Below are 26313 nucleotides of genomic sequence, written 5' to 3'. Positions count from 1 at the left end.
ATTTTTCATACTTTTACTATTTCAAATTCATCTGCATGTTTCTTACCAATCCAATCCCGTTTCTGATTTTCAGTTGCGCTTTCGTAGATTCTTCCTCGCTTAGACAAATGCCTTTTCCTAAAAATACCTTCTTCTCCAAGTTTGTCATAATCTCTTCTTGAAGGGGATAATCCCTTTGCCCTGCAAAAGAACAATCCCGTTTCCTTGTGTCTAAATTTTACTGCCATGCTTATTCCTCCCATGGATTTTCGTCTTCTTCCTCAACGTAAATCCGTTTTAATTTGTCTGATACTTCTTCAAGCTCACGCTTCATTTGATTTACATGAAATCCAGCTGGCATAGGGATTTCCAACGCTCCCCGTAGGTTATCTATTTTTTCAATAACCTCTGCAAATTCATCCGGTGCGATCATACTATTTGGTTCTTATTTTTAATTGTTTGATAATCTTCTCCACAGCGTCCAAGTCAAAAACAGTTGTTCTCTTCTCCATGTGGTACGTCCCCTCCAGTTTCTTCTCCCGGAACAAACGCTGGACTTGATAAATGCTCAATGACAAGCAGGCCGCAAGCCCTTCATGGGTATAAGCGTATCGTTTGCCATCTTGATAAACCGGTTTAGCGATCCTTTGCTTATAGTTACCCCGTAGGTCTTCCCGTTTCTCATAATAGAGTTTTTCCGTCAAGGCTGTTCCATACAAACCATACACCTGACCATTCGGGGTTCTTTTTTTACGATAACCGGCTTCCGAAAGAATACGTCCGAATACTGTCACATTCTCTTCTTTGGCATTATTGTCCCTACACCATTTGCAATATTTCCGGTACAGAATGGCCGAAGACATCCATTTGGGTTCAATATCGGCAATTTCCTCATAGCGGCACAGATAGTTCATTTGATACATGAACTTCATTACGGTACTACTTTCCGACTGATATTCATCCATGACATTTTCAAGCTCCTTACTGTCTGTCAACTTATAACCATTGGCGATAAAACGGTCACGTCCTTCCAATATCCAATTGAATATAGCTGGGTATTCGGCCTCCAAATCCCGTGACAGTTCTTTTTTCTGCCGGGCTTTGGGTATCTCCACCTCAAAGGGAATAATGCAAATACGCCGCCTCATTCCATAGCTCCAGTCTTTCAAATACGGCATTTGGTTGGCATTTGCCATAAGCAGAGGAATATTGTAAGCAGTGAAGTTATCGCCATAGATAGGCCGGGCTTCGGTAGGTTCACCACTGATAAGGCTCTTCAACGTGTCACTATCCTTACCAAACTCTAACGCTTGTATTTCAGAACAGTAGTTCAACCGCTTGCCATTAATGAAAGCGATATTTTTTTTTCTCTCATTTCCAGTAATCAATGCACCTATGCCGAAATTGCTGACATTCTCCCGGCCAAGTATGCCCATGATCGTTTCAAAGACTACACTTTTGCCATTGGAGCCGGAGCCACGAAGAACAAGCATAGTTTCCATTTTCGCCACACGCCGGTCAACAAAAATACTTCCAAGAAACTCCTGCAAAACTTTTTGCATGTTTTTGTCCGGCAAAACTTCATCCAGGAACATTCTCCAAAGAAAGACATGCTCTTCCGGCTTGTAGTCATAGGGAACACATGTAGTCTGTACCCAACGGCTGTTGAAAGAATGCGCACGGCGAGCACTCATATCAAACACACAGTTATTGAACACCACAATGGCATTATCAGGCTTCAAGGCTTTTCCTGCCACCACACGCTTACAGACTTTCAGTACACCCTCCACACGGGAATAATCACCATTGGGCATTTTGCATTTACGCATCAAGTCATATATCAGATTGCCAAAATCATCCCATGCCATCTCTTCATATATTCGGCCACTGAAATAGTAAGGCGTACCATTGAACTTACAAATCGAAGATCGTATAATGGCTGCACGCATCAAGTCCTGCACAGCGTCAACACGCGCTGCACTTTTGGACTCTTGTAAGGCGGCATCCAGTTTCTCGCCTTTCATAAGCCCGAAGACCTCATTTAACAACTTCCTATACTTTCCCTTCTCCATGTACAATCTATGAATTTGAATACCCGGCACGGGTTAAGGCCTCAACCATATATACTGACAGATTATTTATAGCAACATCTCCTGAATATCCAAATCGCCACAAATCAGTACGCCAGTCCTCTAAAGATGTGTCACAAGGTATATGATATTTTTGCATAATATCTCGCATCACCGCACAATCTTCATATCTTTCCTCTTCCTGCGCTTTTCTGAACACAGAAACAAAAACGTATCGCCCATAATCAAACAATATAGACTCAAACTTATTCATACCACCGTTTTTATACCCGAAAACAAAGCATTTCTACTGTTTTTATGCTATTTTTCAAGTGTTTTATGCCACAAATATAGCTTATTTTCTACATAATTACCATATAAATACTATTATTTTCTACTTAAAATATAGAATAAACACGCTTTTTTGAAGTCTTTTTGCCATGTTTTTATTCGTTGCATCATTGAAGACCAATAATCGCAAAATATTGATAAACAAAGGATAACTACTCTATTTCAATAGGAAATACAGATGGAACATTCTCTCTGATATGTATGGTTTATGTAGGGTTTTAAAGGCAACTATACATATATAACATATTGAAATACAAATCAATGGAAAAATAGTGCATAGTATGTATAGTTTTTTATGCAAACCATATTATATATATTTTTTTCCCATACGCAATTTACATATAAACTATACATACTATACATTAAATTTCCATTGACCTAATAATGAATGATTTACACATGTATAGTTATGAAGTAAACTATACATATACTATACATTTTCAGAAGTAAAACTATACATCGGACATTCACTTTTGTAATTTATCATTGGAAAAGCCTTAAAAACATCCATTATTGGCTCCAAAAAAGAAAAAAAAATAAAAATCTTGACCGGGATTGAAACATGCTTGGTGTCTTGGGTAGCCGGGGGGGGCCCTCCCTGCTTTCATTATCCAGTTGACCAGCAAAGAAGGAGAAAAGCCGCGCTTTGCCTTGATTCTCTTTATATTATACCTATAATATTAAATATTATCCGGCTTTTCCGCTTCTTCTGCTTTCCGCTTTGCTCGATCAGCTATAAAAAGGCTGCATCTATAACACTGCAAAGGCAAATAATAATGTACTGTTTCCTCTTCTTCTGTATTTTCGTCCTTCTTCATCTGTTGTAAATCGGCTATTTTCATTAATACATCTGCACGATCTTTGCCCCTCAAATAAGGCAAAGTTTGTTCGAGACCTGATAAAACAGCGTCTTTATCTCGGTATTGTACAACATTTCCGGCTTTTTCTTCCTCTTCTGTTTCTGTGTTTTTCTTTTTCTTCTTGCTTTTGGGGCTATCATTGTCAGGAAGGAAGGCGGCGCGGTTATCTTCAAAAGACCGTATTAGTTTATTAATGCCGGGTTTATCCTTTGCAAGTTGGGCGGCTCCGCGTTGCGCTGTTTCTATCTTTGTAGATCGTGGTCTAAATATAGTTGCGTATGCTTCGCCACGACTGGCGCCGGATGCTACAAGCATACAAAAGAAAACATCATCCGGGGTTAATTGATAAATTTGCTGTAAATCTGTTACGCGCTTACTATACACCATATAAAACGATATAAAAGGGTTTATTATATTGGCGTCTCGCGCTCTGTAACTTGCTACAAAGTTAAACAAAGGCTATAAATAAAGCAAATAAGCGTATTTAAACACCTATTTTCTATAAATATTTCCTTACTTCTTAAATACTTTATATTTATCATCATATTATTTATTAATTTATTGATAATCAATATATTATATCAATATTAATAAATGTAAAAACGGAGCATTTTCTTAAAAATAAAAGTACATTTTGTTTTGTATTACAAATATTATTCGTATCTTTGTAATACAGAAAAGGAGATAAAAGACCGGATCACCTTCCACAAATTCCGCTTTTACTTCTTCTTGGTTGAGTGTTTAATTTAAAATATAAGATCATGGAAGTATTACTAAACTTACAAAACAAAAATGTAACGCTAAACGCCGTACATGTAGCCCCAGAGGGCACAAACTGTTGCAACCGTTTGAAGGTTCATTTTGATGTGTTTCAAGAAACGGCGAAAAAAGCCGCTATTATAAGACTATCAACGGCAAATAGTTTTGAACTGATTCACTATCAAGATAAACATATAGCGTTATTAATTCCTTTTGATCGCATTCAAAAGATTTCATATTAATAAAAAACCGGGTCGAGTTTGGCGACTCTTCCCGGCCTCCCTTTAAACTTTGCGTTTATCGGATCACCTTCCACAGTGATAACGCAAAGTTAAGGGAAAAACAAAGACAAACCAAGTTTCACCCTTTAAATTTTGCGTTATGAACACAGATTTATTAATTATCTATATTCGCAATTCTCGCGATATTTACGCGCTTACTGAATGGCTGCAAAATGCACTCTTGAAAAAAGTAAACCGCGGTTTAACTCCTTCCGTTGAATATCTTGCAAACTGTTCTACTATGAAAAAGATCGTCCGGATGGCGGCTAAAATGCTTTCCGATCAGGATCATAAGACCGCAACCAAGCAAGAAAAAGAACAAGCGGCAAGAGAACACGCGGCCTATATTATCGGATGCGTGGAATATCTTTCTAAATTCTAATAATAACTATTTTTCCGGGGTTGTCATGGCTCCGGGTTACTTCTTACTTTTCATTATTCACCCTTTAAAACTTTGTATTATGACTACTACAAATAGACTTTGTTACACAGTATCAAAAAGATATATTCAAGCCGGGACAACCTTTGAAATCAATGTTAAAATATTACTGGCTGATGATTGCAAAAATAATATATGCGATTGGAGTATAACGGCGGATATTTACGAACAACGCAAAAACGGGCGTTTCGTTTGGTGTGCTGGTGGTTGCTGCCATGAAGAAATACTAAAGCGTTTCCCACAGTTTAAAATGTTCGTTGATCTTCATTTGTCTAATCATTACGGCGCGCCAATGTACCCAGTTGAAAACGGGTTTTATCATATTACAAACAGCAGCAAAGAAACTGCAATTAACTATTTGCGTATTACAGAAACGGAGTATAATTTACTTTATCAGGCAGAAGATAAACAATACTTTAAATACCTTCTTTATACGCTTGGTATCGTTGAACGCTGGAAAAGAGAATCTAACGAGGCTATAAAAAAGCTGGAAGAGTTAACCGGGCAAATATGGGAAAACCCATATAAGCCGGAAAATGAACGTTTTACTTTGAAATTAACGGATGAAGAACGTACAACTATAACTAACAGAATAAACGAGGGTTATTATCGTCCTGAAGCTGTACAAGCGCGAAAAGACGAAGAAAAGCGCAAAGCATACGAGAAAAAACGCGCTGAAATAATTAACGATTGCAAAAAGAAACAACAAAAGGCCGAAAATGAAAAGCGAGTTATGCTGGCCGTTCTTGATGCCGGGTTATCAGTTTGTAATGTGATATATTACGATCATAGTAACGAGCTTGTTTTTAATTGGAAAGACTACGAAACAAAAGTAACGGAGAACGATTTTAATAAATTCGTTTCCAGTGTTAACCGTTCTTTGTTGCCTGCTGGCATAACTTTTAAAATGAAATAGCCATGGCAAAATATACGATAACCAATCAAAAAGAGTTACGCCGATCTTTTTGGGTGTTCTGCAAAGAGTTCGGAGGCGAATTTGAAAGAGAAGCCAACAAAAAGAAACATTCTTTTAAACTGGATTTTAATATAGCTTTCGGAGAATATAAAGACGGACTTTGTAAAGATGGCATTATATCGCAAAGTTTATACGAACGTGCAACACTTTATTAATAATAAGCTATGTTTTGTTTAATGCTGCTTTTATTCGGTGCCGTGGTGTTTATCTCTGGCACCGATCCCAAAAAATTAAAAGACTTCATAAATAAAAACGATCAATCAGACAAATTTTAAATTTATGGAGAAAAAGATATTATATCATATTGGGTTATATGGATTTAGAAAACTTATAGTTTATGTAATAAAGGATAACGGGGATAATATATCTATTGTTAGCCTTAACAAAGACGGTTCATTCCCTAACACGTTTGGAACTGTAATTTGCATAACATAAACGAATAATACAAACATTCCACCGCGCCGGGCGGTTTCCCGGCATTCCTTTAAACTTTGATATTATGACTGCTTATATAATAGAATCCCCAAACGGAGAAACGCACAAATTAGAAGTATTCCGCACCGCAACCGGATTTAGTGTTTATGTTGATGGCTCAAATATATGTGAGAGTATAACGGAGGACGATTTTTTGCAAGAGCTTGAAAACCCTACTTTCTAACATGGTGGGCGTAATTATTTGGCTAATAGTAGTTTTGTTAATCTGCTTTAGCGCGTTTGGCGGTCTTTGGCTGCTTCCTATTTACTTGCTTTTTTGCCTTGCTTTAGGCTTTTACTTTGGTGTAAAATATCTAACTATTTAATGTTATGAATGAAAAAGAATTTAATGGCCTCATTTTGGCCGAATTGGTTAAAATAGCAAACGACGTTTTTACAAATGAAATAGAAATAGCTCCCGGCACCTATACCGCCGCGGAGCTTGCAAAACTGAAAGATGCCAACGGTAACGAGATAAATATAAAATATCTTTGCGTTGATGCCAAACTAAATATAACGGATTTTAGGACTGTACAAATAAACAGCTTTAAATGTTCCTTTCCAGTGGATCAGGTTTTTAATCTTGTTTGGCAATTTGAAAAGCTGATAGGCACCAAACAAGCCAATAAAACAAGGTTTACCAAAATAGAAGAGCGCGAAAATATTGTTTGCTCCTTTGATATGTGGATTACAAAGGAACATCTAAATATCACTAAATTAGTAACAAAAGATCCTCTAAGACCGGTATTTAATTATATTTATCTTGATCCTTACAAATCGGCTTTAGTTGCTTCTGACGGGCGTACATTAAAAGAATACCCCGTAATTATTGAAACATCCGGGCTTTTGCCTGACGGCCTAAAATTATTTATCAATCCCAAACATTTAAAAGAAATGGTTGGCCGGTGTTCTGTTTGTGTTTGTAATCAGGAAGGCGGCAATATTACAGAAATAACCAACGATAAGAAACAAACCTTTGTTTGTGATTTTGCCGGATATTTCCCTAATTACCGGCTTGTGTACCCCAATCTTTCAAAAGACGGATTTATAAAGATTCAGAAAAGCGAATTAAAAGCGGTCGCCGGTTTTGTAAAAGAAATAGCCAAACGAAACAAAAAAAGCGGTTTTTCACTTCGTACTATTGCCGGAGATAATAAAGTTTATTTATCTTATAATGATGCAGACAGTAACGGACACAAAGAACTTTGTGCAACATTGGAAAAAGCCGCTTTAATTGATATAAAGCTAGGTTTCTTTGCATCAAACGTTATCCCCTTGCTTTCCGGCTGGACTGGTGGCGTGTGGCTGGTTGCACCTGATCGGGCGGCGGTCTTTGATGATAAGACGGCGCGTATAGGTGTGGTTATGCCTGCATTTATAAATGATTCTATTTGCCCGAACTTAAAATGTAATATAAAGGCTTTAGATCGCGCCAAAGCTCCGATCATCCCGGAAAAAGAACCGGTAAGAGAACCGGAAAAACATTTACCGGCCTTATATGTGGATGCACAAACGAAAACACCGGCGTTTGTCTTTGCTTTGGTAGCTTTGATAGATTTTATTTCCCGTTGGTTTTATCAGGATCAAATAAACAAAGCATTACAGAGGCTAACAATGTTAACCGAACTATCCGGCATTTCTTTGCCTGAACTATTAACCGAATCAGTAAGCGAAGAAACAAACGCAAATGTACCCGAACCAATAACAGAGGATGAACCAGTACGCGCATACACACCCGAACTATTGTATATTGATCGGCCTTTGGTTTTCCCGGTGCCTATCTTCATACATAAACATGAACGAACTATCAGCCGAATCGTTGTGCCCAAACTATTGAATCACCAATGTATAGCGTTACTGTTTGTTTCCATGATGTTACCCAAACTATTACGGCGATATGTTTGGGGAACAATCCGACCAAAGGCAAATGCAGATGAACTATTTTGGGGCGATTTCAGACGTTTTCACACCAAAGGTAATCATCGAATCAGAGACGGAACAAAAGAGGCAAACAAGCCTAAATTACAGCCATTTCAAACGAATTATTACATATATCAATGAATTATTATGGAAGAGAATAAACAAGCCAAAAGAAGTTATCGCCGAAACAAACCGGTTACGAAAAGTAAGGTCTATGCTATTAGACTGGATATTGATTTGGTTGATTTTGTCAGAGAGCAACCGAACATGAGTAAATTTATTAATGAACTGATCCGAAAGGAGAAGGAAAATACCCAAAAGTATGAATCAAAAAGCAAAAGATTATATCAGACGTAACACTTTGGATTTGGAAAGTGACAACCGGATGGATTCTACCGGCTATGTGCAATATGCCATATCAGAAGCAAAAGCCTATGCAGCAATAGCGATAGCCGAAGAAGGAATGAGACAAAAAGCCATTGAAGCATTCAAATTTGCCGTTGATGGTTATTTTATAATTGGCGGTACCGATTATTCAGCCAGTAGATTAAATGAATTTATTAAAAAACTTGACTCTTAATATTTATGAGAATAATAAAATTCAGAGGCAAAAGCCTTAATACAAAGATGTGGGTATATGGTGATCTGAACCATAGAGGTAAAAGAACATTCATAGAGTATGAGGTTGATTGCAAAACAATCGGCCAATTTATAGGCAAAACAGATAAAGAAGGTACAGAAATTTACGAACATGACATTATTAGTGTTAATGGTAAATATCCCAAATTGGTTAAATACATAGATGAATATGCCTGCTTTTGCCTTGCCAATATCAGCGACTTAAATAAAGAATGGATGAACCCATGGCAACAAATTTCACCTGATTGGTGGAATGATTTCAAACGGGAAATTCGAGTCATAGGAAATGCTTTTGATAATCCTGAATTGATGAAAGAAGGGGTCAACCATGAATATGCCATATAGAACCAGTCGTGACTATCAGCTTCTTAAAAAGCTACTGGATGAAGGAAAAGAGATCGTATGTTTTACAGACTTTCCGATAGATAACCGGATTTTCCGCGATGTTTGTAAAGCAAGAAAAATAGGAGAAGGCCGATACTCCGTTACTTGCCGTGGTTGTGAATATGCTTCATTTTGGGAAAATCACAATTACAAATGGGCGTTTGAAGATGAAATGCGGATGGCTAATATAGAATTTATTGAACCAAATATTTAATTGATATGAAAGCTATTATAATATATTCAGGCAAAGGCGGCGTAGGCAAAACCACAACAACCGCAAATATAGCAAGATTACTTGCAAAACAAGGGAATAAGGTGTTTATCATTGATGCAGATATAAATACCCCGTCAATGAACACCGAATTTGAAGGCGATCATCCGCATGAAATGATTTGGGTACACTCTTCTGGAAATATGTTTTCCAAGTTTATTTACTTGGAAAAATCAATGGTAAGGCAATATCTTGAACTGGCTAAAAAGAAAATACACTCTATCAACCCGGATTATGTTCTTATTGACACGCCTCCAAGTGTTACAAACGTGCATATAGAACTTCTTAGTAGGGTAAAAGTAAGTTATGTGCTGTTTGTCACCCAACCCACGAAATTAAGCAACCAAGATGTATTGCGTACAATGGACTTCTTTCATGAAAGATGTGGGAAGGTTAATTGTGGTATTGTGGAGAATATGTGCTATGGTACAGAACATAATGAATACCCGATAAGACTTGTTGCACAAATACCCATGCAGGACAACATGAATACCGAAAACCTGCTAACCAACGCCTATAATGAGTTTCAAAAGATAGTTGATGAAATCGTACAGAGTGATATTGTTGTTCTTAAAGAATATTCCACCGAAAACGGATATGATGAAAACTTTGATGTTACGGATATACACATTACCGGCTCACGAAAACATTACTTTACCCATGAACTTAAATATGATAATGGTGTAGAAAAAACTCTTACTCTACCTGCTATGAAATTTCTGTCTGTAAGAACATGGGATAAGGTAAGAGATTATATCCGGTTCCATGATGATTTGGGACATCTTTGGGACGAGAGAATGAGAAGATGTGATACAGAAAGGGTGGGCAGAGTAGTAAATCATTTCCAAAATGACGATAACGCCTATTTTATGGTTATAAATGCGCCAGACACGGAAGTTCATCTCATTACCGGAGAAATCGGAATCTGTTCTTTATTGACTGGGCAGAGAGGGCATTTTGAACTACCAAGAGTCAGTTATCAAACGAGTAAAGGAAACGTGGTGCTGTTCCCTGATGAAATTATGCCAGTAGATATAAACTTGCTACAACAAGAAATAAACGAAGGCTATATAATGTTAAGTGACGGGAGATATTTACCACCGAAAGAAACGGTACAACAATGTTACAACGCTTTCGGTATAAGGGTTGGCTTAGGTGATAATTGGGAAGATATTTATGATAGTTGGAATAAAGAAATGAAATAAAAATGAAAGATTTACGTACAGCATTTTTGGTAAAATACCCCAAATATGAAATTATACTCAACATGTATAGTAAGGCGAACGATTGCCCGGCAACATGGGAGAATCTTTCAAAAGTCCGATTGCAGGCTTTTGTTGATTATATGGAAGAACGGCTGGCACCAAACTCTGTTCGCCAATATGCCGCCAAATTAAAAGCTGTATTGAACTTGTATAATGAAGAGGTTGAGCTACCTAAAGACTATAATAAAATCCTTTCAGTAAAAAATGTGAGAAGCACTAATGTTTGGCTTACTGATGAAGAACTTGAACGAATTATCACCTATGTTCCCAAGAATGCCAACGAACAATTGGTACGCACACAATTTTTAATAGGAGCCTTTACTGGTTGCCGTCATAGTGACTATACACGGTTGAACAACCGTAATATAGTGGGTGGAATGATCTCTTATGTCAGCTTAAAGACTAAGACTCATGCCACAGTGCCATTGAAGCCAATTGTGAAAGAGCTACTAACAAACTTGCCTAAAGAAGAAGTTAGCGATCCGACATTCAACAATAATATCCGTAATATTTGCCGGAAAACCGGAATCACAGAAGCGGTTAAAATATTCAAGGCCGGAAAGGAAGTGGAAGGTGAAAAATGGGAATTTGTTTCAAGCCATACGGCACGCCGGAGTTTTGCAACCAATTTGTATTTACGGGGTGCCGATTTATACTCTATAAGCCAAATGATGGGACATGCAAGTGTGGAAATGACTCAAAATTATCTTTGCTGTGGTCTCCGTGAACAATCGGCACAAGTTATGGAGTATTTCAAATGAAACAAGCCACGCTAAATATCAGTAGAACTATTTTAGCGTGGCTCTCTTATGCTATGACAAAATCCGTTCCAGCATCTCAAAGTCTTTTTCCACTTCGGCATTCAGAACTTTAGCATATTGTTGTGTGGTGCGTACATTTGTATGACCGAGCATTTTACTCACATTTTCCATTTTAACCCCATTGTTCAGGCACATTGTCGCAAATGTGTGCCTGCTCATGTGAACGGTCAAATTTCTATCAAGCCCTGCATAATCAGCAACTATTTTAAGCCGCAAATTGTATTGTTGATTACTGATAATCGGAAGCACATAATCATATTTTTTCAATATTTCCATTGCAGGAGACAGTAATACGATAAAATAGTTTTCTTCTGTCTTTAAACGAATATCCAATATAACATACTTATTGCCGCGTTTTTGTACGTCACGTTTGAAATTGAATTTAGCAAGATCAGCATAGGATATTCCAGTATATGCCTGAAAAATAAAAAGGTCACGGACTCTACAGATCGTTTCCGAGTCTATTTGAGCATCTTTCACTTTCTTCAATTCTTCGGCAGTCAAATATTTCCTGATGGCATGTTTGCCACGGGAAAAACGCTCACCCTTATACGGATCATTTTTTAGCAAATCAAACTTTATGGCCTCGTGAATATAACGTTTGTTACGTTTATGATAGTTATATATTGTCGGCTGTGAATAGCCCTTAGCATGTAACCAATCATCATACAATGTGATATTGGCTTTTGTCAGATCAGAAAAATATATTATTCTGTCAAATTCACGTAATGAGGCCGCAAATGTCCGATGGGAAGCTTTGGTACTTTCCGTTATATCTCCACGCTCTTCAATTCTTCTTTCTACAAAGTCAACAAAACTTTCTGATTTATTGGTATATCTCAAAAATCTATCCAGCTTATCAAAATCAAAAACTTCCTTTTTGCTGATAAGCTCATTAATCCAATTTTGGATAATCCGGAGTTGTTCATCAAGACACTGGTTCAATTGAATCATTTCAACTGAATTGATTATCTTCTTTCGATCATTCCATTGGTCGGAATAGACTTTAACGCCGGTTCCGATCCATTTTCTCTTACCTTCGCTCAAAACTTCAATTTGAACGAGTCCCTTGTGTGTCTTTGTCGCAACCTTTTTACGATCAAAGACGAATCTCATTGTCGGATATTTCATATTCTTTTGAGTTTTGGTATCTACTGATTATCGCTACAATAAAAAAATGGTATCAAAGGCGGTATCATTATAGGTGAAAATATCGGTAAAAATCGGGAAATACTGGTAAGTTTCCGGTAAATATACACCCAATTTTTACATGTTCTCCATCTACTTCCAATGCCTTAATTGTTTGATACACAACAAAAAAGGGAGTAACTAATGTTACTCCCTTTCGCGGTGCGTACGGGACTCGAACCCGTGACCCCATGCGTGACAGGCATGTATTCTAACCAACTGAACTAACGCACCAGAATTTCATTTTTTTGTTTGCTATCTCTCTCGATTGCGGTTGCAAAGGTAGGCATTTCTTTGAAATCTGCAATAGCTGCAATGATTTTTTTTTGCTTAATTTTATCACTTTTCCTTTTATATCCTCATTTTGAGCGCATTGTAATATGAAAAAAATAGGAGTTTCGAAAGCTGTTTGTTGCGAGGCATTACGAGGCTTTTGTGGTGAAAACGAAAGAATCCATCGCTTGTTTTAAACTTCTTGCTCGAAAACTTCGTTGTTTTGCAATAAATCGTTATTTTTGCAAACTCAAAACGAGAAAGTTGTAATTTGCAAACGATAAAAAACGATAATTTAGGATGATGAAAACTGCCAAACTGTTACTTCACTGTCCCGACAAACCGGGAATCCTGGCAGAAGTGACGGACTTTATAACGGTAAACAAAGGAAATATTATCTATCTGGACCAATACGTCGATCATGTGGAGAATATCTTTTTCATGCGTATTGAGTGGGAATTGAAGAACTTCCTGATACCGCAAGAGAAAATTGAAGATTATTTTGCAACGTTGTATGCACAGAAGTATGAGATGTTTTTCCGTCTTTATTTCTCGGATGCAAAACCGCGTATGGCTATCTTTGTTTCAAAGATGTCACATTGTTTGTTTGATTTGCTGGCACGCTATACCGCAGGCGAATGGAATGTGGAGATACCTCTTATTATAAGCAACCATCCCGACCTGCAACATGTGGCCGAGCGTTTCGGCATACCTTTTTATTTGTTCCCTATCACCAAGGAAACAAAGGCGGAGCAAGAGCAAAAGGAAATGGAGCTGTTGGCAAAACATAGGGTGAACTTCATCGTGTTGGCACGTTATATGCAGGTCATTTCAGAACAGATGATTGATGCATATCCTAACCGGATTATCAATATTCACCACTCGTTCTTGCCTGCATTCGTGGGTGCGAAGCCCTATCATGCGGCATTTGAACGCGGTGTGAAGATTATTGGTGCCACCAGCCACTACGTGACTACGGAGTTGGATGCAGGGCCTATCATAGAACAGGATGTGGTTCGTATTACGCATAAAGATACGGTGGAGGACCTTGTCAATAAAGGCAAGGATCTGGAGAAAATCGTTCTCTCTCGTGCCGTGCAGAAGCACATTGAACGTAAAGTTTTGGCATATAAGAATAAGACAGTGATATTTAGTTAATATAGATTCATGAAGATTGCAGTTATCAAATATAATGCAGGCAACATCTATTCGGTGGACTATGCGTTGAAGCGTTTGGGCGTGGAAGCGGTAATCACAGCGGATAAGGATGTATTGCGTGCGGCAGACAAGGTTATCTTCCCTGGTGTCGGCGAGGCGGAAACGACGATGAAGTTTTTGCGTGCCAACGGCATGGATACGTTGATAAAAGAGCTACGGCAACCCCTGTTGGGTATTTGCCTGGGTATGCAGTTGATGTGCCGTCATTCGGAAGAAGGCGATGCAGATTGTCTGGGTATTTTTGATACGGAGGTGAAACGTTTTGTTTCGCAGAAACATGAAGATAAAGTGCCTCATATGGGCTGGAATACTCTTACCGAGACGAACAGCGCTTTGTTCAAAGGCTTCACTAAAGATGAGTTTGTTTATTTCGTGCATAGTTTCTATGTGCCGGTCAACGAATGTACGGCGGCTGTAACGGATTATATTCATCCTTTTAGTGCGGCTTTGCATAAGGATAATTATTATGCCACCCAGTTCCACCCGGAGAAGAGTGGGAGCGTGGGCGAACGTATTTTGCGTAACTTTTTAGAACTGTAATCAATGATAGAGCTGATTCCTGCAATAGATATTATCGACGGAAAATGTGTCCGCCTTTCGCAAGGTGACTATGACAGTAAGAAGGTGTATAACGAAAATCCGGTGGAAGTGGCCAAGGAGATGGAAGCACATGGCATTCGTCGCCTGCATGTGGTAGACTTGGATGGAGCGGCTTCTCATCATATCGTCAACTATCCGGTACTGAATCGGATTGCTTCTCAGACTTCCCTGATTATTGACTTCGGCGGAGGAGTGAAGAGTGATGAAGACCTGAAGATAGCTTTCGAAAACGGGGCGCAGATGGTAACAGGCGGTAGCATTGCCGTGAAGAACCCCGAACTTTTCTGCCATTGGTTGGATATCTACGGTAGTGAGAAAATCATTCTTGGTGCGGATGTGAAAGACCGCAAAATAGCCGTAAACGGATGGAAGGATGAAAGTGCTTGCGAATTGTTCCCCTTTTTGAAAGAATATGTGGAGAAAGGCGTTCAAAAAGTGATTTGTACCGATATCAGTTGCGACGGTATGTTGCAAGGGCCGTCCATTGAGCTATACCGGGAGATGCTGGAGCAACACCCCGGTCTTTATCTCATAGCCAGTGGCGGTGTGAGCGGCATGGCAGACATCCGCGCGCTGGAAGATGCGGGCGTACCTGCTGTTATCTTCGGTAAGGCATTGTATGAAGGGCACATCACAATGAAGGAAATTGAAAGATTTATGATTTATGATTTATGATTTATGGGGACTATACGTCGTTTATAAATCAGCATTCATAAATCATAAATTATAAATCATAAATAATTAAGGTGTTAGCGAAAAGAATTATTCCCTGTCTTGATATTAAAGACGGGCAAACAGTGAAAGGAACCAACTTCGTGAACCTGCGTCAGGCGGGTGATCCGGTTGAATTGGCGCGTGCATATAGTGAGCAAGGCGCTGATGAACTGGTGTTCCTTGATATTACAGCCAGTTTTGAAGGTCGTAAGACATTTGCCGAACTGGTGAAGCGCATTGCTGCCAATATCAGCATTCCGTTTACGGTAGGTGGCGGCATCAACGAACTGAGCGATGTAGACCGCTTGCTGAATGCCGGTGCAGATAAGATTTCCATTAATTCCTCTGCTATCCGTCGTCCTGAGTTGATAGACGAAATTGCAAAAAACTTTGGTTCTCAGGTTTGTGTGCTGGCTGTAGATGCTAAACAGACCGAAAAAGGCTGGTGGTGCTATCTGAATGGAGGACGTGTAGAAACAGATAAAGAACTGTTTACCTGGACCAAAGAAGCTCAGGAACGTGGTGCCGGAGAAATACTTTTCACCAGCATGAACCACGATGGCGTAAAGACCGGATATGCCAACGAAGCTCTTGCCGAGATGTCCGACAGCCTCTCTATTCCGGTCATTGCATCGGGTGGAGCGGGTGCAAAAGAGCATTTCCGTGATGTCTTTTTGCAAGGAAAAGCAGATGCCGCATTGGCAGCCAGCGTTTTTCATTTCGGAGAAATTAAAATTCCCGATTTAAAATCGTATCTTTGCGCCCAAGGAATACCAATGCGGGTGATGTAAAAGTGATAGAGTGACAAAGTGATAAGGCGATAAAGGTGACAGAATATTACCGCATCACGCTGCATAGCAATTAATAATTTATAGCTTATAATTAATAATTACCTAAATGGATTTTGATAAAATGAACGGACTTGTTCCGGCAATCATACAAGACGCAGACACCGCTAAGGTGCTGATGTTGGGCTTCATGAATAAGGAAGCTTACGACAAAACGGTAGAAACCGGTAAAGTAACCTTTTTTAGCCGCACCAAGAACCGTCTTTGGACGAAAGGTGAGGAGAGTGGTAATTTCCTGAATGTCGTTTCTATCAAGGAAGACTGTGATCAGGATACATTGCTGATTCAGGTACATCCTGTGGGTCCTGTTTGCCATACAGGCACGGATACTTGCTGGGGTGAGAAGAACGAACAACCCGTTATGTTCCTTAAACTTCTTCAGGACTTCATCACTAAGCGCCACGAAGAGATGCCGGAAGGCTCTTATACGACCAGCCTGTTTGAGTCGGGTGTAAACAAGATGGCACAGAAAGTGGGCGAAGAAGCTGTGGAAACCGTGATTGAAGCCTGCAACGGAACTGACGAACGTCTGATTTATGAAGGAGCCGATTTGATATACCACCTTATCGTGCTGCTTACGTCCAAAGGATACAGCATTGAAGATTTGGCACGCGAATTGCAGGTACGTCACAGTGCTTCGTGGAAGAAACACTGATTGAATTAAAAATTGGAAATTGAAAATTAAAAAATAGGGAATGGGCGAACCGCTGATACGATATAAGGATGTCGAAGTACACCAACAAGACTTGTGCGTGCTGAACGAGGTGAACCTCGAGCTGCAGAAGGGGGAGTTTGTGTATCTGATTGGTAAAGTCGGTTCGGGCAAAACCAGTCTTTTGAAGACATTTTATGGCGAACTGGATATCATTTCCGGTGAAGCAGTCGTATTGGGGTATGATATGAACCGCATCAAGCGTAAACATATTCCGCAACTGCGCCGCAAACTGGGCATCGTATTCCAGGACTTCCAGTTATTGACGGACCGCACGGTGAACGACAACCTTGCTTTTGTGCTGAAAGCTACCGGCTGGAAGAATAAAGCAGAGATAAAAGACCGTATCAGCGAAGTGTTGATGCAGGTAGGCATGGGCAACAAAGGCTATAAGTTCCCTAACGAACTTTCGGGAGGCGAACAACAACGCATCGTCATCGCCCGCGCCATGCTCAACTCTCCTGAGATTATCCTGGCGGACGAACCGACCGGCAATCTGGATGCAGAGACCGGACGTGCCATTGTGGGATTGCTGCATAACATCAGCCGTACAGGCTCATTGGTGGTGATGACTACGCACAATCTCCAGTTGCTGCATGAGTTTCCGGGACAGGTGTACCGCTGTGCAGGTCATCAGATAACGGATGCGACTTCCGAATACTCAGGCATGATGCCTATTGTAGAAGAAATAAATAATAATATATAATCATTTAATACAGGAACGAAGATGAAAGTTTTAAAGTTTGGAGGTACTTCCGTTGGTTCTGCCCCGCGGATTAAGGAAGTGGCCAAATTGATTACCGATGGCGAGCAGAAGATAGTTGTCCTCTCAGCTATGTCGGGCACGACTAACACATTGGTGGAAATTTCGGACTATCTGTACAAGAAGAATCCGGAGGGTGCTAACGAAATTATCAACAAGCTGGAAGCTAAGTATAAACAGCATGTAGATGAATTATATTCCACTCCCGAGTATAAACAGAAAGGTCTGGAGTTGATTAAATCTCATTTTGACTACATCCGTTCGTATACCAAAGATCTTTTCACGTTGTTCGAAGAGAAAGTGGTTCTGGCACAGGGAGAGTTGATTTCCACTGCCATGATGAACTACTATTTGCAGGAATGCGGTGTAAAGTCTATTCTGCTTCCGGCTTTGGAATACATGCGTACCGACAAGAATGCGGAACCCGACCCTGTATATATCAAGGATAAACTCCACATGCAACTGGAATTGCATCCCGGTGCTGAAATCTACATCACTCAGGGATACATCTGCCGTAATGCTTACGGAGAAATAGACAACCTGCAACGTGGTGGAAGTGACTATACCGCTTCTCTGATTGGCGCTGCCATCAATGCTTCCGAAATCCAGATATGGACGGACATCGACGGCATGCACAACAATGACCCGCGTATTGTTGATAAGACTGCTCCCGTGCGCCATCTTCATTTTGAAGAAGCTGCTGAGCTGGCTTACTTCGGTGCGAAGATTCTTCACCCCACTTGTATACAGCCTGCCAAGTATGCCAATATTCCGGTGCGCTTGCTGAATACGATGGACCCTACCGCTCCCGGCACCATGATTTCCAATGATACCGAAAAGGGCAAAATCAAGGCGGTTGCTGCGAAAAACAGTATCACGGCCATCAAGATTAAATCCAGCCGTATGTTGCTTGCTCATGGTTTCTTGCGCAAAGTATTCGAAATCTTCGAGAGTTACCAGACTTCTATCGACATGATTTGTACTTCCGAAGTAGGTGTATCCGTATCTATTGATAATACGAAACATCTCAATGAGATTCTGGACGACCTGAAGAAATACGGCACGGTAACCGTGGATAAGGATATGTGTATCGTCTGCGTGGTGGGCGACCTGGAATGGGAGAACGTAGGTTTCGAAGCCAAGGCACTGGATGCCATGCGCGACATACCTGTACGAATGATTTCCTTCGGCGGTAGCAACTACAACATTTCCTTCCTCATTCGTGAGTGCGATAAGAAGAAAGCCTTGCAGTCGCTTAGTGATGCACTGTTCAACGAAGAATAAGAGATAACCCTGATACACCCCGAGCGCTTTTACCAATCCTGATAAAAGCGCTCTTTTTAACTGAACAAAGAATACACTATATTTAGATAAAGAATATGAAAGGAACATTCCCCATAGATAAATTCCGTGAGCTGCGCACCCCGTTTTATTACTATGACACGAAGGTGTTGCGTGAAACCCTTTCCTGTGTGCGCACCGAAGCCGCAAAGTATGGCAACTTTGATGTGCACTATGCCGTGAAGGCAAATGCTAATCCTAAGGTGCTTTCCATCATCCGTGAGAACGGATTGGGTGCCGACTGTGTAAGTGGTGGTGAAGTCCGTGCAGCCATCAAGGCAGGTTTTCCGACGAATAAGATTGTGTTTGCCGGAGTGGGCAAGGCGGATTGGGAAATCAATCTCGGATTGGATTATAATATTTTCTGTTTCAATGTAGAGTCCATTCCTGAACTGGAAATCATCAATGAATTGGCTGCGGCAAAGGGCAAGGTTGCGAATGTAGCTTTCCGTATCAACCCCAATGTGGGTGCACATACTCATGCCAACATCACTACCGGACTGGCGGAGAACAAGTTCGGCATCAGTATGCAGGACATGGACAATGTGATAGATGTGGCGCTGGAGATGAAGAACGTAAAGTTCATCGGATTGCACTTCCACATCGGTTCACAGATATTGGATATGAGTGATTTCGTGGCTCTTTGTAACCGTGTGAACGAATTGCAGGATAAGTTGGAGTCTCACCGCATCCGCATCGAGCACGTCAATGTAGGTGGCGGACTGGGGATTGATTATAAGCATCCTAACCGCCAGGCGATACCTGACTTCAAAGACTATTTTGAGACCTATGCCGAGCATCTGAAATTGCGTTCCTATCAGACACTCCATTTTGAATTGGGGCGTGCCATAACGGGGCAGTGCGGTTCGCTGATTTCCCGTGTGCTTTATGTAAAACAGGGAGCTAATAAGAAATTTGCCATTCTCGATGCCGGTATGACGGATTTGATTCGTCCGGCACTGTATCAGGCTTATCATAAGATAGAGAATATCACTTCCGAAGAAGTTGTGGAGGCGTATGATGTGGTAGGTCCTATCTGTGAGTCTTCCGATGTATTCGGCAAGGCGATAGACTTGAACAAGGTGAAGCGCGGAGATTTGATAGCGTTGCGTTCTGCCGGTGCCTATGGTGAGATTATGGCTTCAAGCTATAACTGCCGTGAGTTGCCGAAGGGGTATACTTCGGACGAGTTGGTGTAAAAGGAATAACCTTTTGCAGATTGACGGTATTCGTCGTTTGACAAAAGATTAGGAGTATTGTAATGATACTTTATCATGCTTTTAATAACACTAAAAAAATAACTTGGTAAATGTTTCCTGGTGATATCGTTGAAGAAGCTATAATTTTATAGTAGAATAGACTTTGTGGAAATTAATCTGTGCAAAAAAGCGCTGTTTGTAGTACCAACTATGATAATTCTCTGTATCTTTGTTGTCACATAACACATAACAATGGGAAAATTTATCAATCCGTTCACCGATTACGGTTTTAAGAAAATATTCGGCCAAGAGATTTCTAAGGATTTGTTAATAGACTTCTTAAATGATTTGCTGAAGGGTGAACGGGTGATAACAGATCTCACATTCTTGAACAATGAACAATTGCCTAAGTATAACGAAGGGCGAGGCCTTATCTATGATATTTATTGCTGCACCGATACCGGTGAAAAGATAATCGTAGAGATGCAGAATAAGTCTCAGTTGCATTTTAAGGAACGTGCGCTTTATTATCTTTCTAATGCGATAGTGCAACAGGCTGAGAAAGGGAATGAATGGCGGTTCGGTATTAAAGCTGTATATGGAGTTTTCTTTATGAACTTTTTATTTGACAGCAGTGTTAAATTGAGGACTGACGTTATCCTTGCCGACCGTGATACGGGTGAGTTATTCACTGACAGAATGCGCCAGATATTTATAGCTCTTCCTCTTTTTCAGAAGGAGGAAGAAGAATGTGAGAATGATTTTGAACGTTGGATATATACATTAAAGAATATGGAGACACTGAAACGAATGCCTTTTAAGGCCCGCAAGGCAGTCTTCGAAAAGTTAGAAGAAATTGCCGATGTGGCTTCTCTTAGTAAAGAGGAGCGTGAACGTTATGAGAATAGTGTAAATGTATACCGCACTAATTTGTGTGTGATGGATGCAGCGAAAGAGGAAGGGCGTGAAGAAGGACGTCAAGAAGAACGTCTTGCTAATGCTCGTAGCATGAAAGCTGAGGGAGCTGATTATGCATTTATTTCTAAAATCACAGGCTTGTCGGAGGATGAAATAGCCGCATTGTAATCTGCCATCTCATAAGCATATATATTGAGCGTGCAAACCTATAATAAGGTTTGCACGCTTTTTCTTTGTCTTCCCCTCACTTTCTTTACTTTGTATTCACAAACATTACGCTTGTGGTTCCTGTTCTCAGGACTCACTTCGTAGTGTGCAACTTTAAATGATAAAAGTAATGAATACAGAAAGGATTGAGAAAGATGACGGAAGGCTGGACCTTTCGCTGTATATGGCGGAGGTCATTGACGAATTGAAAGAAGACAGGAGGTATCCTGCGGTGCATACCTACACCAGCACCTTGCACTCTTTTGCAAAGTTCTCCTGCGGCGCGATGCCCGTGAATGACGTGTTTACTCCCGGTCGCCTGAAAGCGTATGAGGACTGGCTGCTGCAAAGGCGACTGAGCTGGAACACTATTTCCACCTATATGCGTACCTTGCAGGCGGTATATAACCGCCTGTCCCCACCCGGCACGCCGGAGCACAACGCTAAACTCTTCGATGACGTGTATACCAAGGTGAAGTCGCAGACTAAACGGGCATTGACTGAGGAACAGATGGGCAGGCTGATGCACACAAATCTTGATGTGCCCTGCAAAGAACTGCAACGTGCACAAGCCTATTTCCTGTTGATGTTCCTATTGCGTGGCATGCCGTTCATCGACCTTGCCCACCTGCGCAAGAGGGATGTACGTGACGGCAGGATCGTGTACCGCCGCCACAAGACGGGAAAGCAGATTACGTTGCGTATCCCCCGGGAAGCCTTGCCCTTGCTGAAAGAGTTTAAGGATAAAGACGATGCCTCCCTCTACCTTTTTCCCATATTGAATGATGCCCCGGAAGGGGAGGATGCCTTATACTGGTACTACCAGAGAGCCTTGCGGAATTTCAATAAGATGCTGGGAGCATTGGCAAAACGTCTTTTACCCGGCATCAAAATCAGTTCCTATACGGCCCGGCATACATGGGCCACATTGGCTTATCATATGGGAATGCCCGTCGGCATCATTTGCCAGGCACTGGGACACTCCTCGGTACGTGTGACGGAAACCTATCTGAAACCTTTCGAGAATGAGAAGGTAGACAAGGCAAACCGTAAGCTAATTTCTACTATCGGGAAAAACGAAGGGAGAAACGGGATATTCCTTATCCCCTATAGAACATAGTGTTGCGATAAGATTACTTACCAAGTAACGGGAAGTTTCTGCTTGCAAAGTTTATCTTTTTCTTTTGTTAATCCAAATAAAACATGATGTTTTTTTTAAAAACACAAATAAATCTTTAATAAGCAACAGAAAATACATCAAATACACACAAAATACAATATTGCGTTTGTTTCTCCCTGTCGGGAACACGCAAATTCCCTGTCCATATTTGCCTTTTCAAACATGGAGCACCCTTTTATTGACTTCTGTTTCCCGTCAAATGTACTTTCTTCATAAAAAACTCCCTGGAAAAACTCTTTTCTCCCGTGCGGCGGCGGTATGCTTGCCGTTACTTGGTAAGTAACGACTCCAATGAGTCGTATTCATGATAACGCTACTATTTACGCTTATGAAACGCATTATTCTCGTTCTTTGGTTATTGGCGTCCTCCTATCCGGGATTGCAGGCCCAGCGCACAGCACTGCGCACGAACCTGCTGTTTTGGGGTACCACCACTCCCAATGCCGGCGTTGAATTCTCTTTAGGGCGTAATTTCACTCTTGCCCTGGACGGCGGTTATAACGCCTGGGAGTTCTCCAATGACATGAAGCTCAACCTCGCTTTCGCGCAACCCGAATTCCGCTACTGGTTCTGCCGCCGCTTTGAAGGTCACTTCATCGGTCTTCACGGACACTATGCCCATTTCAATATCGGACAGATAGATTTTATCCCCTGCATGAAGGAGTACGTTTACCGGGGCAACCTTTACGGTGGCGGTCTGAGCTATGGCTACCACTGGGTCCTGGGCGAGCGTTGGGGGATGGAAGTGACCGTAGGAGGCGGTTATGCACAGCTTTCCTACGATAAATACCTCTGCCGGGATTGCGGCGAACGGGTAGGCCGTTTCAAACGTACCTACTTCGGACCTACCCGCGCCGGTGTTTCACTGATCTATTTCTTACGTTAAACCCCACTTCACAGCCATGATGAATACGATATATGCCTTTCCCCTGAGGTACCCGTTCCTCGCACTGCTATTTTTCCTGCCTGCCCTTCCTGCTGAAGGGCAAGGTGCACATGTCACCCTTGCGGATGCACAAGTGACGAATGACAGCTTGTATCTGAGCCTGAAAATGGATTTATCTTCCGTCCGTCCCAACAGCCGCACCTGTGTGCATTTCACTCCTATACTGGCAAACGCCCGTGGCGGTCGTCTGGAACTTCCTCCTGTGCTGGTGAGTGGTCGGCGGCGTTACCGCTTCGACCGTCGCGAGTGGGCATTGAATACGAACGGCAGGACGCACCGTGCCGAACCTTACCTTATCCAGCTCTGCAAACGCCGCTCTGCCCCGCGTCCCGTATCCTATCATATAGGCGTGCCTTATTCGGTGTGGATGGGCGATGCCATACTCCTTCTGCGTCAGGAGGTGAAGGATTGCTGTGACCTTCAATTGCTGGGTGTGGATACTATCAGTATGCGGTTATTCACTGAGCAAATGATTGAGCAACAAACGGCACCTGTACGGTACCCTGTGTCTACACAACAACCGATTTTAATGCAGCAACCTGTCTCCGTTCAACAAACCATCCCTGTGCAATACGTCGAACCTCTTGTCGCAACTCCTTCCGTCACATATCCTGTTACTTATTCCGTTCGTGATGTCGAACTTTATACCTCCATGCTTTCTTTCCTTGAACCTACGGTGGAACATGACAAGAAGTTGGACGAAAAGGCTGTATTCTACATTGATTACCCTTTGGGCAGCGACAATATCTTACCCGACTACAGGAACAACCGCACAGAGTTGCAGAAACTCGATAGTTTATTATTCCCCTTTTCTGCGGGTGACTATTCCAGCATGGAGCATATCCGTGTCTGTGGTTACGCCTCCCCGGACGGGCCTTATATCGACAATGAGCGTCTTGCCGGCTCCCGTGCACGGTTCTTTGCTTCCTATATATGCAACGCCTGCGGCATTCCCCGTTCCCGCATCGAAACCACCTGCGTGGCAGAAGACTGGGAAGGGCTTTCCGCACTTCTGCAATCCGAGCAGCCGCTTTATGCCGCTGCCGCCTTATCCATTATTCAGAATGTCGGTGTTTTCAACGGCCGCGAAAAGCAATTAATGGATCTTCGTGGCGGACAGCCTTACCGGGATATGCTGCGCCATTTCTTCCCCCGCTTGCGTCGCCTCGAAGTAAGTGTGCGGTGGAATATCCGCGCCGTGAGTGCGGGTGAAGCCTACAAATTGATATACACGCATCCCGAATGGCTGAGTCTGGCAGAGATGTATGGTGTCGCACGCTACTATCGTCCCGGCACCGAGCAATACCGTGAAGTATACGAAATAGCCGCCTACCGTTTTCCCGAGGATGTGGTAGCCAATATAAACGCCTCTTCTGCGGTGATGCTTACAGGTGATGTAAAATCCGCCCGTGTTTACCTTCAACGGGTTGAATCCGATCCCCGCTCCTGGAATAATCTGGGCGTGCTGGCACTGATAGAAGGCAAGCCCGGCGAAGCGGAAGATTGGTTCCGTAAAGCGGTGGGTGTCGAGCCTCAGAAAGCTCGGCAAAACCTGCAACAATTACAGCACATTCCGGTAACGGAACGAAAGCTACAAGATAAAAGCCATGCCGTAGAAGATCAAATCCGGTCTGTGCAAGATAAAGGAGGAACCCGATAAATGCAGAGAGTTTTCCACCGCATTCATCGTTTCCTGCTTTTGTGGGGACTGTTGCCGTTACTGTTTGGTGCCTGCAGTTTTGGCGATGAGCCTTCTCCCTGCCCCTACGATGTGCGTCTGGAATACTGGTACGCCGGCAGTGGAGTGGAGAACATGCTTCCCCGCTATGTCTCCCGGCTGACGCAGTTCATCTTCGATGCGGACGGGAAGTTGCTTTCCACCTCCGTTCTGACCGGTGACGGGGTGAGCGGATGGAAAGGCACATTGCCTGACGGTACTTATACAGTGGTACTCTGGGGCAATCTGAGCGATGCCGACCCGCCTCTGGAAAAAGTGGAAAGCGGCGGCGGAAAAGCAGATGGGACGGGCGGTGTAGATGATAATGCCGGGGATTTCCTCGAAGCGATGGTCCTGAGTGCAGTCACCGAAGGAGCCCCTCCGGGTTACCGGGGTAACACCTCCCGGCTGTATTACGGCACAGGCACCTTCACCCTGAAGGACGGCATGACGGAGCGCCGGCGGATTTACCTCTGCCAGGCCTATGCCTCACTCTCGGTGACAGTGCGCTGGCAGACCACGGAACGGGTCCGTCTTCCGGCAGACGGTGTTTACCGGATGCGACTGAAAGGCATCCCTTCGGTCTACGGCTTCTCCGGCGGACAGGAGGTGACGGTACCTTCGGGCGACGGCAGTTGCACACTGCCCCGCATGGACCGCACGGTGACGTACCACGAAGCGCGCGCTTCGCTGAACTACGAGAACGAGGTGGTCGGTGAATTGGTCACGTTCCGTTATGCGGCAAACACGCACGAGCTGTGGAGCCTGTGGTGTAACGGTGAGCAACTGGTAAGAGACCTCGACCTACACCTGTTCTTCCGTAAGCTGCCCATGGATATGGACACCAACATGGAGCAGGATTTCGATCTGGAAGTGACGGTGTACGATGACAACCGGGTGGTGGTGACACAGGCCTCGGCTGCCGACTGGGAAGAAGGGGGAGGAATAGGGTAAACGATAGATTTTAAAAGAAACAATATAGTTATTAATAAATATCAAGT

30 protein-coding genes and 1 tRNA gene are annotated in these 26313 nt (G+C 42.2%); 24 read left to right on the top strand and 7 right to left on the bottom strand.

Annotation, left to right across the window (positions count from 1 at the left end; genetic code table 11):
• Window positions 1-5: 5 nt before the first annotated feature.
• The 5 genes from HMPREF9447_RS23695 to HMPREF9447_RS23675 all read right to left on the bottom strand — a co-directional run bounded on the left by HMPREF9447_RS23695 (window position 6) and on the right by HMPREF9447_RS23675 (window position 3646).
• Window positions 6-242 carry a hypothetical protein gene (locus HMPREF9447_RS23695; protein WP_007846577.1) on the bottom strand — a complete coding sequence of 79 codons (237 nt, stop codon included), beginning with the start codon at window positions 240-242 and terminating at the stop codon, window positions 6-8.
• Window positions 230-412 (bottom strand): hypothetical protein, encoded by a 183-nt coding sequence (locus HMPREF9447_RS23690; protein ID WP_005794436.1) that lies wholly within the window; start codon window positions 410-412, stop codon window positions 230-232. The genes HMPREF9447_RS23695 and HMPREF9447_RS23690 overlap by 13 nt, the downstream gene beginning before the upstream one ends.
• A gap of 1 nt (window position 413) precedes the next feature.
• On the bottom strand, window positions 414-2051 hold the full coding sequence (locus HMPREF9447_RS23685; RefSeq protein WP_181976269.1) for a DNA primase family protein: 1638 nt from the start codon (window positions 2049-2051) through the stop codon (window positions 414-416).
• 7 nt (window positions 2052-2058) lie between these two features.
• Window positions 2059-2322 (bottom strand): hypothetical protein, encoded by a 264-nt coding sequence (locus HMPREF9447_RS23680; protein ID WP_005794441.1) that lies wholly within the window; start codon window positions 2320-2322, stop codon window positions 2059-2061.
• A gap of 757 nt (window positions 2323-3079) precedes the next feature.
• Entirely contained in the window at window positions 3080-3646 is a 567-nt protein-coding gene (locus HMPREF9447_RS23675) for a hypothetical protein (RefSeq protein WP_009132266.1), read from the bottom strand.
• A gap of 374 nt (window positions 3647-4020) precedes the next feature.
• On the opposite strand from HMPREF9447_RS23675, the gene HMPREF9447_RS23670 reads away from it, so the two are divergent.
• From HMPREF9447_RS23670 to HMPREF9447_RS23615, 11 genes are all read left to right on the top strand, one after another.
• Window positions 4021-4260, top strand: a complete 240-nt coding sequence (locus HMPREF9447_RS23670) for a hypothetical protein (RefSeq protein WP_004327398.1) — start codon at window positions 4021-4023, stop codon at window positions 4258-4260.
• 139 nt (window positions 4261-4399) lie between these two features.
• Complete coding sequence (locus HMPREF9447_RS23665) at window positions 4400-4681, top strand: hypothetical protein (RefSeq protein WP_004327399.1); 282 nt, start codon at window positions 4400-4402, stop codon at window positions 4679-4681.
• A gap of 79 nt (window positions 4682-4760) precedes the next feature.
• On the top strand, window positions 4761-5654 hold the full coding sequence (locus HMPREF9447_RS23660; protein ID WP_009132265.1) for a hypothetical protein: 894 nt from the start codon (window positions 4761-4763) through the stop codon (window positions 5652-5654).
• Window positions 5655-5656: 2 nt separating this feature from the next.
• Window positions 5657-5869: a hypothetical protein gene (locus HMPREF9447_RS23655; RefSeq protein ID WP_005794446.1), complete on the top strand. Its 213-nt coding sequence runs from the start codon at window positions 5657-5659 to the stop codon at window positions 5867-5869.
• Window positions 5870-6518: 649 nt separating this feature from the next.
• A complete protein-coding gene (locus tag HMPREF9447_RS23645) occupies window positions 6519-8249 on the top strand; it encodes a hypothetical protein (RefSeq protein WP_009132264.1) in 1731 nt (576 codons plus the stop codon).
• 6 nt (window positions 8250-8255) lie between these two features.
• A complete protein-coding gene (locus HMPREF9447_RS23640) occupies window positions 8256-8465 on the top strand; it encodes a hypothetical protein (protein ID WP_005794455.1) in 210 nt (69 codons plus the stop codon).
• The gene (locus HMPREF9447_RS23635; RefSeq protein ID WP_004326977.1) at window positions 8431-8688 is read left to right on the top strand and encodes a hypothetical protein; all 258 of its coding nucleotides are present in this window, start codon (window positions 8431-8433) and stop codon (window positions 8686-8688) included. The genes HMPREF9447_RS23640 and HMPREF9447_RS23635 overlap by 35 nt, the downstream gene beginning before the upstream one ends.
• Window positions 8689-8693: 5 nt before the next feature.
• On the top strand, window positions 8694-9092 hold the full coding sequence (locus HMPREF9447_RS23630; RefSeq protein ID WP_005794456.1) for a YopX family protein: 399 nt from the start codon (window positions 8694-8696) through the stop codon (window positions 9090-9092).
• Window positions 9076-9345 carry a hypothetical protein gene (locus HMPREF9447_RS23625; RefSeq protein WP_005794458.1) on the top strand — a complete coding sequence of 90 codons (270 nt, stop codon included), beginning with the start codon at window positions 9076-9078 and terminating at the stop codon, window positions 9343-9345. The genes HMPREF9447_RS23630 and HMPREF9447_RS23625 overlap by 17 nt, the downstream gene beginning before the upstream one ends.
• A gap of 5 nt (window positions 9346-9350) precedes the next feature.
• Window positions 9351-10607, top strand: coding sequence for a P-loop NTPase (locus HMPREF9447_RS23620; RefSeq protein ID WP_009132263.1), 1257 nt, complete (start codon window positions 9351-9353; stop codon window positions 10605-10607).
• A gap of 2 nt (window positions 10608-10609) precedes the next feature.
• The gene (locus tag HMPREF9447_RS23615) at window positions 10610-11428 is read left to right on the top strand and encodes a site-specific integrase (protein ID WP_005794462.1); all 819 of its coding nucleotides are present in this window, start codon (window positions 10610-10612) and stop codon (window positions 11426-11428) included.
• Between the two features lie 51 nt (window positions 11429-11479).
• Here the strand turns inward: HMPREF9447_RS23615 and HMPREF9447_RS23610 are convergent, their stop codons facing one another.
• Window positions 11480-12619 carry a site-specific integrase gene (locus tag HMPREF9447_RS23610; RefSeq protein ID WP_005794463.1) on the bottom strand — a complete coding sequence of 380 codons (1140 nt, stop codon included), beginning with the start codon at window positions 12617-12619 and terminating at the stop codon, window positions 11480-11482.
• 217 nt (window positions 12620-12836) lie between these two features.
• Window positions 12837-12910 (bottom strand) — tRNA-Asp (locus HMPREF9447_RS23605).
• 339 nt (window positions 12911-13249) lie between these two features.
• On the opposite strand from HMPREF9447_RS23605, the gene purU reads away from it, so the two are divergent.
• From purU to HMPREF9447_RS23540, 13 genes are all read left to right on the top strand, one after another.
• Window positions 13250-14107 (top strand): formyltetrahydrofolate deformylase, encoded by an 858-nt coding sequence (gene purU / locus HMPREF9447_RS23600; protein ID WP_009132262.1) that lies wholly within the window; start codon window positions 13250-13252, stop codon window positions 14105-14107.
• 9 nt (window positions 14108-14116) lie between these two features.
• The gene (gene hisH / locus HMPREF9447_RS23595) at window positions 14117-14707 is read left to right on the top strand and encodes an imidazole glycerol phosphate synthase subunit HisH (protein WP_009132261.1); all 591 of its coding nucleotides are present in this window, start codon (window positions 14117-14119) and stop codon (window positions 14705-14707) included.
• 3 nt (window positions 14708-14710) lie between these two features.
• The gene (hisA, locus tag HMPREF9447_RS23590) at window positions 14711-15442 is read left to right on the top strand and encodes a 1-(5-phosphoribosyl)-5-[(5-phosphoribosylamino)methylideneamino]imidazole-4-carboxamide isomerase (protein WP_009132260.1); all 732 of its coding nucleotides are present in this window, start codon (window positions 14711-14713) and stop codon (window positions 15440-15442) included.
• A gap of 71 nt (window positions 15443-15513) precedes the next feature.
• Complete coding sequence (gene hisF, locus HMPREF9447_RS23585) at window positions 15514-16272, top strand: imidazole glycerol phosphate synthase subunit HisF (RefSeq protein ID WP_009132259.1); 759 nt, start codon at window positions 15514-15516, stop codon at window positions 16270-16272.
• A 106-nt stretch (window positions 16273-16378) separates the two neighbouring features.
• Window positions 16379-16984: a bifunctional phosphoribosyl-AMP cyclohydrolase/phosphoribosyl-ATP diphosphatase HisIE gene (gene hisIE, locus HMPREF9447_RS23580; RefSeq protein WP_009132258.1), complete on the top strand. Its 606-nt coding sequence runs from the start codon at window positions 16379-16381 to the stop codon at window positions 16982-16984.
• A 40-nt stretch (window positions 16985-17024) separates the two neighbouring features.
• Complete coding sequence (locus HMPREF9447_RS23575; protein WP_009132257.1) at window positions 17025-17747, top strand: cell division ATP-binding protein FtsE; 723 nt, start codon at window positions 17025-17027, stop codon at window positions 17745-17747.
• A gap of 21 nt (window positions 17748-17768) precedes the next feature.
• Complete coding sequence (locus HMPREF9447_RS23570; RefSeq protein WP_009132256.1) at window positions 17769-19088, top strand: aspartate kinase; 1320 nt, start codon at window positions 17769-17771, stop codon at window positions 19086-19088.
• Window positions 19089-19183: 95 nt separating this feature from the next.
• A complete protein-coding gene (gene lysA / locus HMPREF9447_RS23565) occupies window positions 19184-20344 on the top strand; it encodes a diaminopimelate decarboxylase (protein ID WP_009132255.1) in 1161 nt (386 codons plus the stop codon).
• A 252-nt stretch (window positions 20345-20596) separates the two neighbouring features.
• Entirely contained in the window at window positions 20597-21430 is an 834-nt protein-coding gene (locus HMPREF9447_RS23560) for an Rpn family recombination-promoting nuclease/putative transposase (RefSeq protein WP_009132254.1), read from the top strand.
• Between the two features lie 169 nt (window positions 21431-21599).
• Window positions 21600-22589: a tyrosine-type recombinase/integrase gene (locus HMPREF9447_RS23555; protein ID WP_009132253.1), complete on the top strand. Its 990-nt coding sequence runs from the start codon at window positions 21600-21602 to the stop codon at window positions 22587-22589.
• Window positions 22590-22977: 388 nt separating this feature from the next.
• On the top strand, window positions 22978-23535 hold the full coding sequence (locus HMPREF9447_RS23550; protein WP_009132252.1) for a DUF3575 domain-containing protein: 558 nt from the start codon (window positions 22978-22980) through the stop codon (window positions 23533-23535).
• Between the two features lie 16 nt (window positions 23536-23551).
• Window positions 23552-25255: a DUF3868 domain-containing protein gene (locus HMPREF9447_RS23545; RefSeq protein WP_009132251.1), complete on the top strand. Its 1704-nt coding sequence runs from the start codon at window positions 23552-23554 to the stop codon at window positions 25253-25255.
• Window positions 25256-26266 (top strand): FimB/Mfa2 family fimbrial subunit, encoded by a 1011-nt coding sequence (locus HMPREF9447_RS23540; protein WP_009132250.1) that lies wholly within the window; start codon window positions 25256-25258, stop codon window positions 26264-26266.
• Window positions 26267-26313 lie beyond the last annotated feature (47 nt).

It is taken from the genome of Bacteroides oleiciplenus YIT 12058 (assembly GCF_000315485.1).
In the GTDB taxonomy this organism is placed as follows: Bacteria; Bacteroidota; Bacteroidia; order Bacteroidales; family Bacteroidaceae; genus Bacteroides; species Bacteroides oleiciplenus.
Note: the sequence above shows the minus strand (reverse complement) of the source record. Positions and strands in the feature narration are given on the sequence as shown.

Excerpts from the sequence above, each read along its gene's own strand:
- HMPREF9447_RS23695 (WP_007846577.1), bottom strand. The coding sequence starts at position 242 with ATGGGAGGAATAAGCATGGCAGTAAAATTTAGACACAAGGAAACGGGA.
- HMPREF9447_RS23690 (WP_005794436.1), bottom strand. The coding sequence starts at position 412 with ATGATCGCACCGGATGAATTTGCAGAGGTTATTGAAAAAATAGATAAC.
- HMPREF9447_RS23685 (WP_181976269.1), bottom strand. The coding sequence starts at position 2,051 with ATGGAGAAGGGAAAGTATAGGAAGTTGTTAAATGAGGTCTTCGGGCTT.
- HMPREF9447_RS23680 (WP_005794441.1), bottom strand. The coding sequence starts at position 2,322 with ATGAATAAGTTTGAGTCTATATTGTTTGATTATGGGCGATACGTTTTT.
- HMPREF9447_RS23675 (WP_009132266.1), bottom strand. The coding sequence starts at position 3,646 with ATGGTGTATAGTAAGCGCGTAACAGATTTACAGCAAATTTATCAATTA.
- HMPREF9447_RS23670 (WP_004327398.1), top strand. The coding sequence starts at position 4,021 with ATGGAAGTATTACTAAACTTACAAAACAAAAATGTAACGCTAAACGCC.
- HMPREF9447_RS23665 (WP_004327399.1), top strand. The coding sequence starts at position 4,400 with ATGAACACAGATTTATTAATTATCTATATTCGCAATTCTCGCGATATT.
- HMPREF9447_RS23660 (WP_009132265.1), top strand. The coding sequence starts at position 4,761 with ATGACTACTACAAATAGACTTTGTTACACAGTATCAAAAAGATATATT.
- HMPREF9447_RS23655 (WP_005794446.1), top strand. The coding sequence starts at position 5,657 with ATGGCAAAATATACGATAACCAATCAAAAAGAGTTACGCCGATCTTTT.
- HMPREF9447_RS23645 (WP_009132264.1), top strand. The coding sequence starts at position 6,519 with ATGAATGAAAAAGAATTTAATGGCCTCATTTTGGCCGAATTGGTTAAA.
- HMPREF9447_RS23640 (WP_005794455.1), top strand. The coding sequence starts at position 8,256 with ATGGAAGAGAATAAACAAGCCAAAAGAAGTTATCGCCGAAACAAACCG.
- HMPREF9447_RS23635 (WP_004326977.1), top strand. The coding sequence starts at position 8,431 with ATGAATCAAAAAGCAAAAGATTATATCAGACGTAACACTTTGGATTTG.
- HMPREF9447_RS23630 (WP_005794456.1), top strand. The coding sequence starts at position 8,694 with ATGAGAATAATAAAATTCAGAGGCAAAAGCCTTAATACAAAGATGTGG.
- HMPREF9447_RS23625 (WP_005794458.1), top strand. The coding sequence starts at position 9,076 with ATGAATATGCCATATAGAACCAGTCGTGACTATCAGCTTCTTAAAAAG.
- HMPREF9447_RS23620 (WP_009132263.1), top strand. The coding sequence starts at position 9,351 with ATGAAAGCTATTATAATATATTCAGGCAAAGGCGGCGTAGGCAAAACC.
- HMPREF9447_RS23615 (WP_005794462.1), top strand. The coding sequence starts at position 10,610 with ATGAAAGATTTACGTACAGCATTTTTGGTAAAATACCCCAAATATGAA.
- HMPREF9447_RS23610 (WP_005794463.1), bottom strand. The coding sequence starts at position 12,619 with ATGAAATATCCGACAATGAGATTCGTCTTTGATCGTAAAAAGGTTGCG.
- purU (WP_009132262.1), top strand. The coding sequence starts at position 13,250 with ATGATGAAAACTGCCAAACTGTTACTTCACTGTCCCGACAAACCGGGA.
- hisH (WP_009132261.1), top strand. The coding sequence starts at position 14,117 with ATGAAGATTGCAGTTATCAAATATAATGCAGGCAACATCTATTCGGTG.
- hisA (WP_009132260.1), top strand. The coding sequence starts at position 14,711 with ATGATAGAGCTGATTCCTGCAATAGATATTATCGACGGAAAATGTGTC.
- hisIE (WP_009132258.1), top strand. The coding sequence starts at position 16,379 with ATGGATTTTGATAAAATGAACGGACTTGTTCCGGCAATCATACAAGAC.
- HMPREF9447_RS23575 (WP_009132257.1), top strand. The coding sequence starts at position 17,025 with ATGGGCGAACCGCTGATACGATATAAGGATGTCGAAGTACACCAACAA.
- HMPREF9447_RS23570 (WP_009132256.1), top strand. The coding sequence starts at position 17,769 with ATGAAAGTTTTAAAGTTTGGAGGTACTTCCGTTGGTTCTGCCCCGCGG.
- lysA (WP_009132255.1), top strand. The coding sequence starts at position 19,184 with ATGAAAGGAACATTCCCCATAGATAAATTCCGTGAGCTGCGCACCCCG.
- HMPREF9447_RS23560 (WP_009132254.1), top strand. The coding sequence starts at position 20,597 with ATGGGAAAATTTATCAATCCGTTCACCGATTACGGTTTTAAGAAAATA.
- HMPREF9447_RS23555 (WP_009132253.1), top strand. The coding sequence starts at position 21,600 with ATGAATACAGAAAGGATTGAGAAAGATGACGGAAGGCTGGACCTTTCG.
- HMPREF9447_RS23550 (WP_009132252.1), top strand. The coding sequence starts at position 22,978 with ATGAAACGCATTATTCTCGTTCTTTGGTTATTGGCGTCCTCCTATCCG.
- HMPREF9447_RS23545 (WP_009132251.1), top strand. The coding sequence starts at position 23,552 with ATGATGAATACGATATATGCCTTTCCCCTGAGGTACCCGTTCCTCGCA.
- HMPREF9447_RS23540 (WP_009132250.1), top strand. The coding sequence starts at position 25,256 with ATGCAGAGAGTTTTCCACCGCATTCATCGTTTCCTGCTTTTGTGGGGA.